Source organism: Phytohalomonas tamaricis (genome assembly GCF_003012345.1).
GTDB lineage: Bacteria > Pseudomonadota > Gammaproteobacteria > Pseudomonadales > Halomonadaceae > Phytohalomonas > Phytohalomonas tamaricis.
On the sequence record NZ_PVRV01000024.1, the window covers coordinates 484,157 to 501,416 of the forward strand.

The following is a 17,260-nucleotide window of genomic DNA, read 5'->3' on the forward strand; positions in this document are numbered from 1 at the left end:
ATCGATACATCCTCCACGCTGAGGATAGCCTCATTCATCATGCACCTTTGAACGCTTGATAGCGTGCCAGGACAGTAAACTTTCATGAGCGATACTCTGCAACAACTCGCTGACGTACTGGCGACACGTAGGCATGGCGATCCCGACAGCTCCTATGTAGCCAGTCTGCATCAGCGCGGTTTGAACAAGATTCTCGAGAAGGTCGGTGAAGAAGCGACAGAAACGATTCTTGCCGCCAAGGACGCTCAGAGCGGTGCTCATGATGAACGCCAGGCTCTGGTTGCAGAGACAGCGGACCTTTGGTTTCACTCAATGGTTATGCTGTCCCATCTCGATATTGACCATCATGATGTGCTGGATGAGTTGGCACGGCGCTTCGGCATGTCGGGCCTGGAAGAAAAAGCTTCGCGCACATTGTCATGATATTGTCATGACATACGCGTCTCATCTACCCATCTCTTTTTAGCTCACGGAGAGTGACCATGTTAGGTGGCATTAGTATCTGGCAGCTTCTGATTGTACTCGGCATCATTATCCTGATCTTCGGCACCAAGAAGATCCGTAACTTGGGCAGCGATCTTGGCGGTGCCGTCAAAGGCTTTAAACAGGCCATCGACGATGATGACAAGAAAGGCGATAACACCCAGGCACGTCAGGTCGGCAAGGATGAAAGTGGCGAAACCTTCGAGGCCCGCGCCGAGAAGCGTGACACCGTTACCGACAAAGACGACACCAGGAAGTAACCTCTGCAATGTTCGATGTCAGCTTTTCCGAACTGCTGGTCATCGGTGTGATCGCCTTGATCGTGCTCGGCCCTGAACGACTACCTACCGCAGCCCGGACAGCCGGGCTATGGCTGGGTAAGATCAAGCGCACTGTGGCTAATGTTCAGCAGGAAATCACTTCTCAGCTCGAGGCGGAAGAGCTGCGTCGCAAATTGAGTGAGCAGCAGAAGCGGCTTGATGACGGACTGTCACGCGCACGCGACGAAGTGGAAAGTCTTGGGGAACGGCCTCAAAAGCCACGCTCGACAGAAGACGTGAAAAAGACCTCTTCAACGTCCGTTGCTTCTCCCTCCGTTCCCATTGCTTCGACGGCAAAGAACGAAGACACAAGCGAAGTTAACGCTGAAGAGCCGCCCATGCCGAGCATTGACTATCCGCCCTCGCCCGAGGGAGATGCACTTGATGACTACAATGCGCCCCCCGTGAAAACGTCTTATTCGGACAATGCCGACAAGGACACCCAGGCAAGATGAGCGACACGCAGGATCCCAGCGAAAAGCAACCGCAGACACCGCTGCTTGAGCACTTGATCGAGCTCCGCTCCCGTTTACTGCGTGCGGTTGTCGTCGTAGTCGTCGTTTTTGCAGCGCTCTATGCGTTTTCTAACCAGATTTACTCCTTTGTCGCTCAACCGCTGATGGAGTTGCTGCCGCCCGGCTCGCAAATGATCGCGACCGAAGTGACATCTCCATTTCTGGCACCTTTCAAGCTCACGTTGTTTGTCGCGCTGTTTGCCGCGATTCCCTTCGTGCTCTATCAGGCCTGGGCCTTCATTGCGCCAGGGCTTTATGCCCATGAAAAGAAGCTCGCCCTCCCCTTGCTGGCTTCGAGTATCCTGCTGTTTTATGGGGGGGCCGCCTTTGCCTATTACGTGGTGTTTCCCCTGTTGTTTCAGTTCTTCACCACGGCAGGACCAGCCGGCGTACAGGTAATGACTGATATCAATGCTTACCTGTCGTTTGTATTGAAGCTGTTTCTCGCATTTGGTGTCGCTTTCGAAATTCCGATCGCAACATTTTTGTTGATCCTGACCGGCGCGACCACGGTGAAGGATTTATCATCCAAACGCGGCTATGTGATCATTGGCTGTTTTATCGTCGGCATGATGCTGACCCCGCCAGATGTCATCTCACAGAGCTTGCTGGCAGTTCCCATGTGGCTGTTGTTCGAAGTGGGCATCCTGTTCGGACGCTTGGTCAAGCATCAGCGCGGCGGACGCGACGACGACAACGCCGCCGCGCCCTGAGCGGCGAGGTCAGCTCGCCATCATTTCATCGATCTTATCGACCAGCTTGAAAATGCCGAATGCTGCTTCACTGATGCGTCCGGCCAGCATATAAGCGGGTGTAGTAACTACCTTATGTTCACGGTCGATAACCACTTCACTCACAGTACAGCTCTTGTGCAATCCGCCCATGGCACTGACTGCACCGGAAATACTTGCATCTTGCCCGATGGTGACAGGGATTCCAGCATCGATCATGTGCGGCACCATGACCGGGGCGATGCACATCAGACCAATTGGTTTCTTGTCTGCATAAAAGCCTTGAACCTTCTCGACTAATGTATCAAGGATGGTCATTTCAGCTCCCTTGAGCGCGAAATCGCAAAGATTCTTTGCCGCACCGAAGCCTCCAGGCAGGATAACAGCAGAGAACTGCTCGGGGTCGAGGGTATCAAGTGCATCGATTTCGCCACGGGCCAGACGTGCCGATTCCACCAGTACATTGCGTGTTTCACCTTCGGCAACGTCGCCTGTCAGGTGATTGATCACATGATGTTGGTCGATATCAGGCGCGAAGCAGCGATAAGCAATATTGAGCTGATCGAGACGTAGCAGGGTCAATGTAGTCTCGTAGATCTCTGCACCGTCCTGAAAACCACACCCGGACAGAATGACCGCTACTTTTTTTTTCATGGGTAATCCTTGATAAACACGCGTAAAACAACATTAGATAGGCTAAAAAAGCCTAAGGTTTATATCGTTGCTGAATATTAATACCAATGCCCCGATAGCCGCATCACATACCAGCAGCACAACATGTAGGCTCAGCACTTTTTTATCAGAGCAATTTTACAGACGCGACAAACCAACACATTTCATAGCGACAACAGTTGCTATATTATGGATGAATAGTTAGCAGCCTTGGTATTTAATCCCTAGGAAGTGGAGTCATTCCGTGTCCTTTTTAACCTCACGCCAGTTTCCTGATACACGTCTGCGCCGTATGCGTAAGGATGATTTTTCCAGACGAATGATGCGGGAATCGACGCTGACCGTCGATGATCTCATCCTGCCGGTCTTTGTACATGAAGGCGAAAATCGTCGTGAAGCCGTTCCCTCCATGCCGGGTGTCGAGCGTTTATCGATCGACCTGCTGGTGAAGGAAGCGGGTGAGCTGGTAGCCCTCGGCATTCCGGCTATCGCTCTGTTTCCCGTCATTGATGCTTCGCTCAAGACAGAATTCGCTGAGGAGGCCTACAACGCTTCCGGACTGGTTCAGCGTACCGTTCGTGCGGTAAAGGAAGCCTACCCCGAGCTAGGGATCATTACCGATGTGGCGCTCGATCCTTATACTGTCCATGGCCAGGACGGCATTCTCGACGAGCATGGGTATGTTCTTAACGATCGTACCGTTGAAACGCTGATCAAGCAGGCATTATCGCATGCCGAGGCCGGCGCTGATTTCCTCGCGCCATCAGACATGATGGACGGCCGTATCAAGGCTATCCGTGACGTGCTCGAAGGCGAACAGCTGCACAACACAAAGATTATGGCCTATTCCGCCAAGTACGCCTCACGCTATTACGGCCCATTTCGTGACGCGGTAGGCTCAACAGCCAATCTGGGCAAGGCGGATAAGTCTACCTATCAGATGGATCCGGCCAATAGCGAAGAAGCGCTTCATGAAGTGTCGATGGACATCGCCGAAGGTGCAGATGCCGTGATGATAAAGCCTGGCATGCCCTATCTCGACGTACTTTACCGCGTCAAGCAGGAACTGCGCGTGCCCACTTTCGTCTATCAGGTCAGTGGCGAGTATGCGATGCATATGGCTGCCTTTCAGAATGGCTGGCTTGATGAGGACAGTATCGTTCTTGAGTCTCTGGCCTGCTTCAAGCGTGCCGGCGCTGATGGCATCCTCACCTACTTTGCCAAGCGTGCTGCACAAATGCTTACCGCTAAGCGTTAAGCCACTGCATAAAAGAACGCCCCATTGTTAATGGGGCGTTTTTTTATGCACGCGCCCGGCATACCGGACTATGCTGATTGGGCTTTATTATTTCCATAAACACCGTTTGTCACAGTACCGTCAAACTTAAGCCGTAACGTATATCGCCAAATGTAGAATCAACGGTGAGGATGGCAATGGACAGCAAGGATACGAATACGCAGGATAATCAACATGCTCATACCGACAAAAAAAAGGATAGCGATTCGGACATTGCCCCACACGAAGAGGCTGTTACTGATAACGTTGATGACGTCAACGAGACCTCCAGCAGCGACAATGCTGCACTACGCGTAAACCGTACCCGCACGGGGATTCGCGCTAAACCAACGCCTTCTCCTGAAACTGACCTGGAAGCGCCCAGTCTCTACTTTAACCGTGAGCTTTCGACGCTGCAGTTTCACATTCGGGTACTTGAACAGGCCTTGGACCCCTCCCATCCGCTGCTCAACCGGCTGATGTTTCTCTTAATTTTCTCATCCAATCTCGACGAGTTCTTCGAGATCCGCGTTGCCGGGCTTAAACACCGCATTGCTCTTCATCATGAAGAAGGTGGGATTGACGGGCTACGTCCCTCTCAGCTCTTCAATGAAATATCCCGCCTCGTTCATGAGCAGATTGAGCGGCAGTATCGAGTACTCAATGAAGTATTAATTCCCGAACTTGCCCAGCAAGGCATTCATTTCCTGCGCCGCGATCAATGGACCAAAGATCAGCGCAAGTGGGCTCATACCTATTTCGAAGAAGAAATCATGCCGGTTATCAGCCCGATCGGGCTCGATCCTTCGCATCCGTTTCCACGTCTTGTTAACAAGAGCTTGAACTTTATCGTCGAACTGGAAGGCAAGGATGTCTTTGGACGAGAGGGAGGCCTGGCGATTTTACCCGCCCCGCGCTCGCTGCCACGGCTGATCCGCTTGCCGGATTCTGTCGGCCGACCAGGGTGCGATGAGTTTGTTTTTCTGTCCTCCCTGATACATGCCCATGCTGAGGAACTCTTTCCGGGCATGACAATTAAAGGATGCTATCAATTTCGTCTTACACGGAATGCCGATCTGTCTGTAGACACTGAGGACGTTTCCGACCTTGCCTCAGCGCTCAAGGGTGAACTTTTGGCCCGGCGTTACGGCGATGGCGTTCGTCTTGAAATCGTGAGCAATTGCCCCCCCCATCTCAGCGATTTCCTGTTGAGTCAATTTAAACTCGACAAGCAAGATCTCTATTTTGTTGATGGGCCGGTCAATTTGAGCCGCTTGATGCCCATGATTGGTGACTCAGGCCGCACTGATCTTCTTTACCAGCCATTCATGCCTGGTCTTCCCAAGGCGCTGCGCAGCGGTCACGATAGCCTTTTTGATGTTATCCGACAGGGCGACATTCTGCTCCATCACCCCTTCCAGTCGTTCTCTTCAGTTGAAAACTTACTGACCGAAGCCGCCCGAGACGCAAACGTACTGGCCATCAAGCAGACGCTTTACCGCACCGGCGCGGATTCCGGCGTGGTTCATGCCTTGGTTGAGGCTGCACGTAACGGTAAGGAAGTCACAGTGGTCATCGAGTTGCGAGCACGATTTGATGAAGCGGATAACCTGCAACTCGCCTCACGTCTGCAAGAAGCGGGAGCCAATGTCATCTATGGCGTCATGGCGTACAAAACGCATGCCAAGTTATTGCACATCGTACGCCGGGAGTCGGGACTAATCCGTCATTACGCTCATCTTGGCACTGGTAACTACCATGCCAAGACGGCCAAGCTTTATACCGACTACAGCCTTTTTACGGCGAATGAGACGCTATGCGAAGATGTCTACCAAGTCTTTCAGCAGCTTTCCGGCATGGGGCAGTTACGGAAAACAGAATACTTGCTGCATGCGCCGTTTACGCTACATGACCGGCTCATGATGATGATTGAACGAGAACTCGACCATGCCAAGCACGGACGTAAAGGACATATCATCATCAAGTGCAACTCGCTGACCGAACCCAAGCTAATTCGCGCGCTCTATCGCGCGTCTCAAGCGGGTGTACGCTGCGATCTGATCATTCGCGGCATGTGCTGTCTACGCCCGGGCGTGCCCGGAGTATCCGATAATATCCATGTCCGTTCGATTGTCGCTCGCTTTCTGGAACACACTCGCGTTTTTTACTTCCGCAATGGCGGCAAAAATGAAGCCTGGTGTGCCAGCGCTGATTTCATGGAACGCAACATGTTCCACCGCGTCGAAACCTGCTTTCCGATTCTTGAGAAGAAACTTGCTCAGCGCATCCGCAAGGATCTCGACACCTACCTGCTCGACAACTGCCAAAGCTGGGAGCTGACAAGCGACGGCCGTTACGAAAAGCGCGTGCCCAGCGAAGGCGAGCCGGCAATTAGCGCGCAAGAAACGCTGCTCTATGCTTACGCCGCTCAAACCTGAAGTTTTCTCCGCTTAACAGTCCTTGCACCTAACGAATGAAGCCCTTTCCAAATGGAAAGGGCTTCATGATGTTAACGCATGAACCTGAGCAATCAGATACCGATCTGCCCACCATCGCGCTTCTGAATAACTACCGTCGAGGCACGAGGACGCACCTTGCCGGTAGGCGCTTGCGTAGCATCATCGCTGTTCTCGGCCGGCCAGTTACCTGGGTGCTGCAGATTAATGAACAGCGCCGTCTTGTCTGGCGTGGCGAAGATACCGGTAACCTCACACTCGTTGGGACCGACCGCGAAGCGCTTGAGCTGGCTCTGACCCTCAGGGCCTACCACCGAGCCGTTTTCACTTCCACTCAATGCCGCAGGCACTACCGCCAGCACTTGATCGTTGGTCTGCTCTGCGACGGCATTTTTGCGCCCACCGTCGAGGCCATTATCGGTCTCGATCCACAAGATGCCCTGACCATTATCCCGAGCATCAAACCATAGCCCGTCGGGGCTAGCGAACTGATTGTCAGCAGTCAGTCCGGAGAGATTGACATCTTTCCCTTCAGACGCCGCGCTGCCGAACACGAAGATAGTCCAATCAAAGCGATTGTGTTGACCATTGTGCTCGCGCCAGCGAATAACGTGGCCATAGGTATTGTTGGCACGCGGATTGGCAGCATTGGTAGGTGCTGTGGCATAGCCAGCCCCCAATGCCTCGATATCATCACCGCCCTCGGTATAGGTCGCTGCGCTATCTTCCTCGCTGCGCTTGCTATTGTTGGTCAGCGACATGTACACCTCGCCAGAGTGCGGATCGACGGTACCCCACTCCGGGCGATCCATCGGCGTTGCTCCCATCAGATCAGCAGCGTCACAGGTATTAATGATGATACCCGCCTGATCGCCGAAGACGTCGCCCAAGGTACGGTCCTGGCCAGGAATCTTCGTATCGGTGCTGAGCGGTAGCCATTCGCCGCTGCCATCGGCATTGAACTTGGCCGCATAGAGCGTGCCTTCGTTCATGTACTTGGCACCAATGTCGAGACGGCTGCGCCCGTCGCCGGGGCGGTTAGCATCAGCCGGGTCCCACAGCGCGCGCGAGACAAACTTGTAGATATATTCGTTGCGGGAATCATGGCCAGTGTAGAAAACGACCGGCTCGCCGGCGACAACCTTACCCGGCCAGCAGCCCTCGTGACGGAAGCGGCCCAGCGCGGTGCGCTTGACCGCACGGCTGTCCGGATTATAAGGATCAATCTCAACGACGTAGCCGAAGGTACGCGCTTCGTTGCGATAGTCCTGGCGCGCATCGCTACCGCGTGGAGTATTGTCGAAGCGAGCAAATTCACCGTTTTTACCGCCCTCGGCAGTTTCCCAACCGTAGCGGCCACGGTCGGTTGGCATACCAAGGCGTTTCTGATCGGCAGCCAATTCGGCAGTGTTGATAAATACTTCCGGCCAATTCTCTTCGCAGGTCAGATAAGTACCCCAGGGCGTGTAACCACACGCGCAATTATTGTTAGTGCCGCGGGTTTCAGTGCCGTCTTGCGAATAAGCTGTCACTACATGGGCCGAACCGCGTACCGGGCCAGCGATATCCATCGGCGACGCGCTAGTAAAACGACGGTTATGGCGATCACCGCGGACAGCTTCCCATTTGCCATCGGTGGTGCGACGGATACGCACCACTGCCACGCCGTGAGCATTGATCTCGGTGCGCACCTCATCGCCAGGTCGTGCTTCAGAGTCGGCATTGGTCGGCCCACCCTTGGGCGCCCACAGCGCACTTTGATCGATATACTCGTGGTTGACCACTAGCAGGAAATCACGCGACTCATCGGTATCGGCAAGCGGAAAGTGGTACATCCCGTCATGGTGCATGCCCATCGCGTTAGCTTGATAGTCCGGCGTCATCTTGAGATCAGCCGACCAGTCACGATCACCACTTAACGCCATGCCCCAAGGCACCAGTACTTGAGCGGTATAGCCCTCGGGCACGACTACCGCATCGGTCATCGAGCCAGGAACAGATGAAAAACCCAGCGTTAGTGGCGAAGTCCCAGATACGGTGGCGGCGTTGGCCTTGCGGATCGCGTCCCCAAGACCAAAGCCACCAAATACAGTGGCCGCTGCCAAGCCGAGTCCACCCTGCATGACGCGACGTCGTGACAAATACTTGTCCAGAATGGAATCAAATGGCTCGTTACCGCTACGGTTATTAATACGCGGGTCTTCGATTTCTTTACTCATGATCGCTCTCATCAAGATCAATTCGTCATTCATGGACCGCGGCAATGCCGTGCTGCTGAGATGACTATAAGACGACTTGATGACAACTTGGTTAAAGCTCCGCTGCGTACAGCTACGCTCGGGGCTCTTGCCCCGAGCATTCAGTTCAGCGCAGCCGTTCGGCAGCGCGCTCCAGCAGATGCGCCGTGGTATCCCACCCCAGGCAGGCATCGGTCACGGAGACGCCGTAGCGCATGTGCTCATTAATTGACTGACGCCCTTCGAAAAGATGACTTTCGATCATGACGCCAGTCAGCGCGGTCTCACCCGCCAGACGCTGCTCAAGCACATCGAATAGCACTTCGGGCTGACGACGCGGGTCCTTGTTGCTATTGGCATGGCTGCAGTCGACCATGATGCTCGGCACGATGCCGGACTTCTCAAGTTGCAAACGCGCATGGGTGACATACTCATGCGTAAAGTTGGGGCCTTGATGACCGCCACGCAGCACGAGATGAGTATGTGCATTTCCTTCCGTCTCGATTAGTGCTGGACGGCCATGCTCGTCCATGCCGAAATGACGATGGCCACTCGCCGCCGACTCGATAGCTTGCAGCACTACATCGATGCCGCCATCCGTACCATTCTTGAAACCTGCCGGTGCCTTCAGACCGCTGATTAATTCGCGGTGGATCTGCGATTCAGTAGTACGTGCACCAATCGCCGCCCAGGCGATGAGATCGTCAAAATAATTCGCCGCCATCGGCTGCAGTAGCTCGGTAGCAACAGGCAGGCCGAGCTCCGCGACATCATGCATCAGCTTGCGAGCGATGCGTAGCCCTGTCGCCATATCGTCGCTACCATCAAGGTACGGATCATAGGCGAGCCCCTTCCAGCCGACCGTCGTGCGCGGTTTTTCGACATAAACGCGCATCACCAGTAGTAGCCGATCAGAGACGTTGTCCGCCAGTTGCTTGAGACGCTCGGCATAGTCAAGCGCCGCAGCCGAATCATGGATTGAGCAGGGCCCAACAACAACGATCAGTCGGTCGTCACGACCATCGAGAATAGCGCGAATCTCCTCACGCTGAGTCTCGATACGCGAGGCTAAGATGCTGGAGAGCGGCAGGCTTTGCTTGAGTTCAAACGGCGTCGGCAAGATACGCGCACGGGAAACGACGTTGGTACGGATGAGAGAAGAAGGAGCGCTTATGCTATTCATGGATAACTTCCTGACTAAGCGCTGACGGCCGTGATCAAGCGGCTGTCAGCGAATCAAACTTCGTGTTCGTTGCGATGACTGGCCACCAGAACCTACCCGACCGGAGGCGGCACACTGAGCCGGTCGGCTAACGCTAAATCGCCAGGTTGGGTAAACGTAGGTACGGTAAGCATATAAAGTGATCATTTCCATTCCCTTAGTCGTTAAAGTCGCATTTGTTGAACGCGTCCTGCTGAAACGCAAAACCCCCGGTCGGGCTGCCGACCAGGGGTTTCATGAAAGGAGGCAGCCCGTCTAGAGGGGCACGCCTTGATGAAGCTCAGGCGTGCCTTTCACTAAACCAATACCAATAGCCGTAATACGCACGCGCCACATCGTCATTGCCATGAGTGGCAACTAACGAAACAGGCTTTAAAGCGTATGTCATGACCATGTAAGGGCTCCTGTATATTGCCCTTAATCTACCTAGGCTGAAAAATTTCGCAAGTATCATTTAGCCATGATATGCGAAGTCGGCTTGCAACAGTCATATACACAGTGCCTATAACCAGAATGCCAAAGGCCTCAAATGAGGCCTTTGGCATTGCTAGAGCTGATTAATATACGACTCAGGAAAAGAAACTGGTCCAGACAAGGATAGTAGGCACTGCACTGAGAGACGCCAATATAACCAAGCCCGCTATCAAACCGATAAACCCAACTCGCTCACTGCGTTGAAGCGCATGCGTTGTATCCATATCGCCTCCTGTTTATTGTTTGTTAACCGTTATGGTTATGTACCTGTATCGACTACTTTAACAGTTCACTTCACATGACGGCCGCCGTCAACAGGTAATGTAACACCTGTGACGAAAGGATTATCGAGCAGATAACGCACACTCTGCCAGATGACAGCAGGTCCAGGTGTTGTAGCCATGATCGACTTGTCACGCAAATAGTCTGCATAGGCGTCGTCATCATCCTCATTTAGCATGATGGACGCCGGTGCAATGGCATTGACCTTGATAGACGGGCCATAAAGCGCAGCGAAGGAGCGCGTCAGATTATCAAGCCCGGCCTTGGTCGCTGCATAAGCCACATGATTACGTGAACCTTTCTGCGCCGCATAGTCGGTAATATGAATGATGTCACGCATCGGTTCTTGGCAAGCTTCGAGCAGCTCACGACAGCGCATATTGATCATATAAGGTGCCTGCATATGGATGCGAAACAGCGCCTCAAATGCCTGGCCAGTCTCATCATTATCAATATCAGCGCGCCACTGTGAGGCATTATGGATAATCGCCCGTAGCCGTGGCGTCGCCTCGCCAAGATGATCAATGAACGCTGCGATTCCGGTATCCGTGGAAAAATCGGCCTGAATGGCCTGAATGCCCTGCTTGCGTAACGCCTCGACAGCCTCGCGCTCGCGGCGATAGGTAATGATGACCGGATGTCCATCATCGTGCAGCCGTTCGGCGCAGTAGCGCCCGAGGCGCTGAGCGCCGCCGGTAATCAGAATCGGGGCCTGGCTCATGACTGCCCTCGTGCTGATGGCGGTGTGTCACGCGGTGCGTAACTGAACACATCAGAGAAAACACGCTCCGTTAACGGCTCAATTGCCTCAAGCGTATCGACAACGGCATAGACCATGCCCGGCGAGCCGGAAATAAAGATGCTGGCATCACGCGTACTGGAAACACGTTCGCTTAAGGCGTGGTCGATGCGTGCCACCACGCCGTCGAAGCTATGCTCACCCGGCTGCTCAATGACCGGATAGAAGCTGAACTGAGGATAACGTTCGGCCCAGTGACGCGGCAGGCTCTCAAGATAAAGGTCCTCTCGCTGACGCCCTGCCCACCATAGCTCAATGACGCGACTCGGATCATGTGCCAATGCTGCCTCAATGATGGCTTTCATTTGAGCGAAACCTGTCCCGGCGGCAATCAACAGGAGCGGACGCGGATCGTCGAGTTCGAATACACACTCACCGCTGGCCAAGCGAATATCAAGGGTCTGACCGGCGCGCAGCATTTCGAACAGACGCAATGAACTCTCGCTCGTCGCTACATACTGGATATGCAACTCAAGCGTTCCGGCGCTATCAGGCGCATTGGCGATCGAAAAAGGTACCCACGCATCATCGATACGCACTTCAAGATACTGACCCGGCGCGTGCATTACCTCATCCGGTTCGCCACGCAAAAATACCCGGTAGATTTCCGGGCTCAAGGTTTCCAGTGTCTCGATCAGACAGGTCAGCGTCCTGGCCGTCATCGCATCCTCTTTAACATCGTGAGCCTCATCAGCGCTTGCAGATCAATCCTGCCGAAACTCAGCGCTCAGGAAACTCTGTTTTGGCAAAAATGGCGAACTCATCCCAACGTGCCGAGACGCGCGCTTTGATATCGTCATCCATGGCAATCGGTACGCCCCACTCACGATCAGTCTCACCTGGCCATTTAGACGTCGCATCCAACCCCATCTTAGAGCCGAGGCCACTGACGGGAGAGGCAAAATCGAGATAATCGATCGGCGTGTTTTCAACCAGTACAGTATCACGCGCCGGATCCATCCGCGTGGTCATCGCCCAGATCACATCCTTCCAATCACGTGCATCGATATCATCATCAGCGACAATCACGAACTTGGTGTACATGAACTGGCGCAGAAAACTCCACACGCCCATCATTACGCGCTTGGCATGGCCCGGGTATTGTTTTTTCATCGTCACTACCGCAAGACGGTAAGAGCACCCTTCTGGCGGCAGATAGAAGTCGACAATTTCTGGAAACTGCTTGCGCAGGATCGGCACGAATACCTCATTGAGTGCTACGCCAAGCACCGCTGGCTCGTCAGGTGGACGACCAGTATAGGTAGAATGATAGATCGGATTGCGCCGATGCGTGATGCGCTCGACGGTGAAGACCGGAAAGGTATCGACTTCGTTGTAATACCCCGTGTGGTCACCGAACGGTCCTTCCGGCGCCGTATCATCAGGATAGATGAATCCTTCAAGAATAATTTCAGCAGATGCCGGCACTTCAAGGTCGGCATGCTTGCAGGCTGCCAGTTCTGTCTTTGAGCCACGGAGCAATCCGGCAAAGGCATACTCAGAGAGCGTATCGGGGACCGGCGTCACCGCGCCGAGAATCGTTGCCGGATCAGCCCCAAGCGCTACCGCAACCGGGAACGGCTCGCCAGGATGGGCCTTTTGCCATTCAAGAAAATCGAGCGCCCCCCCGCGATGCGATAACCAGCGCATGATCAGACGATTCTTGCCGATTTTCTGCTGCCGATAGATGCCAAGATTCTGCCGGCTCTTGTGCGGTCCTTTGGTGACTACCAGCGGCCAGGTCACCAATGGCGCAGCGTCACCTGGCCAACAGTGCTGAATAGGGATGCGATCTAGATCGACGTCCTCGCCTTCCAGCACAACGTCCTGGCAGGGCGCTTTCCTGATCCGCTTGGGCCCCATGCTCATCACTTGCTTGAAAATCGGCATCTTGTCCCAGGCATCGCGAAAACCCTTGGGCGGCTCAGGCTCCTTGAGAAAGGCAAGCAGCTCGCCGACCTCACGCAGCGCTGCAACCGAATCCTGCCCCATGCCCAACGCAACACGTTTTGGTGTGCCGAACAGGTTGGCCAGCACAGGCATGGTATGGCCTTTAACGTTTTCAAACAGCAGCGCTGGGCCTTCGGAGCGCAGCACGCGATCACAGATTTCAGTAATTTCCAGGTAAGGGTCGACCTCGGCGGTAATGCGCTTAAGCTCGCCCATCGACTCCAGGGCCGCCACGAATTCACGCAAGTCATTATATTTCATGTGGCTTTTCCTGTCTGTTTGAATGGCTTCAGAGTATCACCCAACGCGTTGGATGAATGCTGCCACACGGTCACGTCGACGTCATGAACCAGCCCTATCATCGCCATCCTCTAACTCACTCAAGTTCCCGACCATGCCCAAACTGACTCGACGCGAATTTCTCAAAGTATCCGCACTAACGGCAGGTGCGCTGTCCGTCTCCTTCGGTCTGACCGGCTGTAGCGACAGCGATGACAACGATACGAAGGACGGCAATACCCTTGCGGTGAAATTCCAGCACGGTGTCGCTAGTGGCGACCCGCTCAGCGACAGCGTAATACTATGGACGCGTATCACACCACTTGATGAAGGCGGTGATATCGATGTCGTGTGGGAGGTAGCCCGTGATGCCGCATTCACTGATCTGACTCATGACGGGCAAATGACTGCTAGTGCCGTCCACGACTATACCGTCAAGATCGACGTACGCAACCTGTTACCGGACACCCGCTACTATTATCGGTTCCGCGCTGCTGGAGTGGTTTCGCCGACAGGGATCACTGCGACGCTACCGCTGACCACTGAACAGGTCCGGCTGGCGGTGGTCAGCTGCTCAAACTATCCGGCGGGCTACTTCCATGCCTATGCCGCAATTGCCGACCTGGCCGACAGCCAGAACCTTGCCGCCGTCGTCCACCTTGGCGATTATCTTTATGAGTATGGCATGGGAGAGTACGCGACCGGCGATGCCGATACACTGGGTCGCGCCCTGGCTGAGGATAACGATACGGAACTGTTGTCACTGGACGATTACCGCAAGCGCTATGCCCTCTATCATAGCGATGCTGATCTGCAAGCGTTGCATGCCCTTCTACCCTGGATCGTCGTATGGGATGACCATGAAGTGACCAACGACACGTGGGAAAGTGGCGCAGAGAATCACAACGATGGAGAAGGCGACTTCACAGCCCGCAAGGTACAGGCATTACAGGCCTATTTTGAGTGGCTGCCGATCCGTCCGGCCAGCGAAGGTAATGAGGCGATCGTTTATCGAAGCTTCCGGTTCGGTGATCTGGTGGCGTTGCAGATGCTCGATACCCGACTCATCGCACGTGATCAACAGCTCGATTACACCAACTACATCAGCAGCGACGGCCAGCTCGACGCTGCCTCACTCACCAGTGACCTGGCCGACCCGACGCGCGAATTGCTCGGCGAAACGCAACGCTTGTGGCTAGAAGCAGCAGTCGCCGAAACGCAATCGCTGCGCTGGCAAGTGCTCGGCCAACAAGTCTTGATGGCCCGCATGACTTTACCTGCAGAGTTGCTGTTTCAATTGCAGAAGGTCTATGCCGGGGACGCTGACGCCGATTCACTGCAATTGTTGGTCAACGAGTATGTCGAACTCAAACAGCGCCAGACGCAGGGGGACACTCTCAGCGCCAGCGAACAGTCACGCATTGATACCGTGCTGCCCTATAACTTGGACGCTTGGGATGGTTATGCCGCGGCACGGGAGCGCACACTGGCGGTCTTCCAGCAGGCCGGCGCTAACCTCGTGGTGCTCGCTGGCGATACCCATAACGCCTGGGCATCACTGTTGACCCGTCAGGATGGTACAGCGGTCGGTGTCGAATTCGCCGTAAGCTCGGTCAGCTCGCCCGGAATGGAAAGCTATCTCGGCGACATCAATGTCGATACCCTGGCTCAAGCACTGACGGTGCTGATCGACGACCTGCGCTACGCCAACCTCTCGCAACGGGGCTTCCTGATCGTCGATTTCACTAGCGACGAAGCACGCGCTGCCTGGTACTTCATCGATACCGTCAAATCTCGGAACTATACCGTCATTGAAGGGCCGACCTGGCGCACACTGGCCGGTAACGCAAGTCTCGAGGCGGTATAACGATAAGCTCATTCCCGCTGCGCTGAACGCACGAAGGGCGGCTTTTTATGCCGCCCCTCGTTTTTAGCCTGACCGGCAGGTCAACGCCTTTTCATGGCCTCGAAGAACTCAAGATTGGTCTTGGTATCCTTAAGGCGGTCGATGAGGAACTCGGTCGCAGCGACATCTTCCATCGGATTGAGCAGCTTACGCAGAATCCACATGCGCTGCATTTCATCCTCGCTGCACAACAGATCTTCACGACGCGTACCGGAACGACGAATATTCATCGCCGGGAAGACGCGCTTCTCGGCCAGCTTACGGTCAAGGTGGGCTTCCATGTTACCGGTGCCCTTGAACTCCTCGAAGATAACCTCATCCATCTTGGAGCCAGTATCGACCAGCGCTGTGGCAAGAATAGTGAGACTGCCGCCTTCCTCGATGTTACGTGCCGCACCAAAGAAGCGCTTGGGCTTTTCAAGTGCATGTGCATCGACACCACCCGTTAACACCTTGCCAGACGACGGCACGACGGTGTTATAGGCACGCGCCAGGCGGGTGATGGAATCGAGCAGAATCACCACGTCCTTCTTATGTTCGACCAGACGCTTGGCCTTCTCGATGACCATTTCAGCGACCTGGACGTGCCGTGCCGGTGGCTCATCGAAGGTCGACGCAACCACCTCACCACGTACCGTGCGCGACATCTCGGTCACTTCTTCCGGACGCTCATCGATCAGCAACACAATCATGTGGCATTCGGGATTGTTGCGAGTGATCGAATTGGCGATATTCTGCAACATCAGTGTCTTACCCGCCTTGGGGGGCGAGACGATCAGGCCACGCTGGCCCTTACCGATAGGCGACGTCAGATCGATGATGCGCGAGGTTAGGTCTTCGGTTGAACCGTTGCCAATTTCCATATGCAGGCGTTCCTGCGGAAACAGCGGCGTGAGGTTTTCAAACAGAATCTTGTGCTTGGCGTTCTCGGGCTTGTCGAAGTTGATCTGATTGACCTTCAACAGCGCGAAATAACGTTCGCCCTCTTTCGGCGGGCGAATCTTACCGGAAATAGAGTCGCCCTTGCGCAGGTTGAAACGGCGAATCTGGGAAGGCGAAACGTAGATATCATCGGGACCGGCGAGGTAAGAGCTATCGGCACTGCGCAGAAAACCGAAACCATCCTGGAGAATTTCCAGGACGCCATCTCCATAAATGTCTTCGCCGCTTTTGGCGTGTTTTTTGAGTATCGCGAAGATAATGTCCTGCTTCCGCGAACGAGCCAGATTATCGATGCCCATTTCCTGGGCCATCTCTAACAATTCGGGAACAGTTTTTTGCTTAAGTTCGGTAAGATTCATCGGCTTTGTTCAGAAAATCGCTCGTGTCAGCATGGCAACAGGGAAAGCAGCTAGGACAGGAGGCGGTGGTCATGTGCCGCCCGGTGCGTTCAGAGCCCGGAGGTCGTTCCACTCGACAGACATGCTCGGCAAACGAATGTCAGAAAGAACATTCAGGACGAGACTGGCATCGAGGGGGGTACTGATCTTTATATCGCCTGGTCTTTATCTTCTTATCAAAAACCAAAAGTTAAAGACAAAAAGAACGTGCGGGCTGGCTGACGACTTGGGGTACCGCTGCTGGGCGGCCGAAAAGCATTGGAACAGGCGAACATCTCGATGGTAGTCAAGGGCGCTCGCCAACGCAAGCCCTTACCA

Annotated in this window: 14 protein-coding genes; 7 read left to right on the top strand and 7 right to left on the bottom strand. The window is 54.4% G+C overall.

Annotated elements, in window-relative coordinates:
* The first annotated feature begins 84 nt into the window (after positions 1-84).
* The 4 genes from C3Z11_RS16010 to tatC are packed head-to-tail and all read left to right on the top strand — an operon-like array spanning position 85 to position 2,031.
* Positions 85-423: a phosphoribosyl-ATP diphosphatase gene (locus C3Z11_RS16010; RefSeq protein WP_106478923.1), complete on the top strand. Its 339-nt coding sequence runs from the start codon at positions 85-87 to the stop codon at positions 421-423.
* A 59-nt stretch (positions 424-482) separates the two neighbouring features.
* A complete protein-coding gene (gene tatA, locus C3Z11_RS16015; RefSeq protein ID WP_106478924.1) occupies positions 483-743 on the top strand; it encodes a Sec-independent protein translocase subunit TatA in 261 nt (86 codons plus the stop codon).
* An 8-nt stretch (positions 744-751) separates the two neighbouring features.
* Positions 752-1,258: a Sec-independent protein translocase protein TatB gene (gene tatB / locus C3Z11_RS16020; protein ID WP_106478925.1), complete on the top strand. Its 507-nt coding sequence runs from the start codon at positions 752-754 to the stop codon at positions 1,256-1,258.
* Complete coding sequence (gene tatC / locus C3Z11_RS16025; RefSeq protein ID WP_106478926.1) at positions 1,255-2,031, top strand: twin-arginine translocase subunit TatC; 777 nt, start codon at positions 1,255-1,257, stop codon at positions 2,029-2,031. Before tatB ends, tatC begins: the two co-directional genes overlap by 4 nt.
* Before the next feature lie 9 nt (positions 2,032-2,040).
* Here tatC and elbB read toward each other — a convergent pair whose 3' ends face one another.
* Complete coding sequence (gene elbB / locus C3Z11_RS16030) at positions 2,041-2,703, bottom strand: isoprenoid biosynthesis glyoxalase ElbB (protein WP_106478927.1); 663 nt, start codon at positions 2,701-2,703, stop codon at positions 2,041-2,043.
* Between the two features lie 262 nt (positions 2,704-2,965).
* On the opposite strand from elbB, the gene hemB reads away from it, so the two are divergent.
* Together hemB and ppk1 are read left to right on the top strand one after the other, a co-directional pair.
* Complete coding sequence (hemB, locus tag C3Z11_RS16035; RefSeq protein WP_106478928.1) at positions 2,966-3,979, top strand: porphobilinogen synthase; 1,014 nt, start codon at positions 2,966-2,968, stop codon at positions 3,977-3,979.
* Positions 3,980-4,155: 176 nt separating this feature from the next.
* Positions 4,156-6,435: a polyphosphate kinase 1 gene (gene ppk1 / locus C3Z11_RS16040; protein WP_106478929.1), complete on the top strand. Its 2,280-nt coding sequence runs from the start codon at positions 4,156-4,158 to the stop codon at positions 6,433-6,435.
* 92 nt (positions 6,436-6,527) lie between these two features.
* Here ppk1 and C3Z11_RS16045 read toward each other — a convergent pair whose 3' ends face one another.
* The 5 genes from C3Z11_RS16045 to ubiD all read right to left on the bottom strand — a co-directional run bounded on the left by C3Z11_RS16045 (position 6,528) and on the right by ubiD (position 13,678).
* Positions 6,528-8,672, bottom strand: a complete 2,145-nt coding sequence (locus tag C3Z11_RS16045; RefSeq protein WP_106478930.1) for a PhoX family protein — start codon at positions 8,670-8,672, stop codon at positions 6,528-6,530.
* A 145-nt stretch (positions 8,673-8,817) separates the two neighbouring features.
* A complete protein-coding gene (locus tag C3Z11_RS16050) occupies positions 8,818-9,873 on the bottom strand; it encodes a 3-deoxy-7-phosphoheptulonate synthase (protein ID WP_106478931.1) in 1,056 nt (351 codons plus the stop codon).
* 802 nt (positions 9,874-10,675) lie between these two features.
* On the bottom strand, positions 10,676-11,389 hold the full coding sequence (gene folM, locus C3Z11_RS16055; protein ID WP_106478932.1) for a dihydromonapterin reductase: 714 nt from the start codon (positions 11,387-11,389) through the stop codon (positions 10,676-10,678).
* On the bottom strand, positions 11,386-12,129 hold the full coding sequence (locus tag C3Z11_RS16060) for an FAD-binding oxidoreductase (protein WP_106478933.1): 744 nt from the start codon (positions 12,127-12,129) through the stop codon (positions 11,386-11,388). The genes folM and C3Z11_RS16060 overlap by 4 nt, the downstream gene beginning before the upstream one ends.
* A 58-nt stretch (positions 12,130-12,187) precedes the next feature.
* Entirely contained in the window at positions 12,188-13,678 is a 1,491-nt protein-coding gene (gene ubiD / locus C3Z11_RS16065) for a 4-hydroxy-3-polyprenylbenzoate decarboxylase (protein WP_106478934.1), read from the bottom strand.
* Between the two features lie 133 nt (positions 13,679-13,811).
* Here ubiD and C3Z11_RS16070 point away from each other — a divergent pair, with 133 nt between their 5' ends.
* Positions 13,812-15,563 (top strand): alkaline phosphatase D family protein, encoded by a 1,752-nt coding sequence (locus tag C3Z11_RS16070; RefSeq protein ID WP_106478935.1) that lies wholly within the window; start codon positions 13,812-13,814, stop codon positions 15,561-15,563.
* Positions 15,564-15,643: 80 nt separating this feature from the next.
* Here the strand turns inward: C3Z11_RS16070 and rho are convergent, their stop codons facing one another.
* Positions 15,644-16,903, bottom strand: coding sequence for a transcription termination factor Rho (gene rho, locus C3Z11_RS16075; protein ID WP_106478936.1), 1,260 nt, complete (start codon positions 16,901-16,903; stop codon positions 15,644-15,646).
* Between the last annotated feature and the right edge of the window lie 357 nt (positions 16,904-17,260).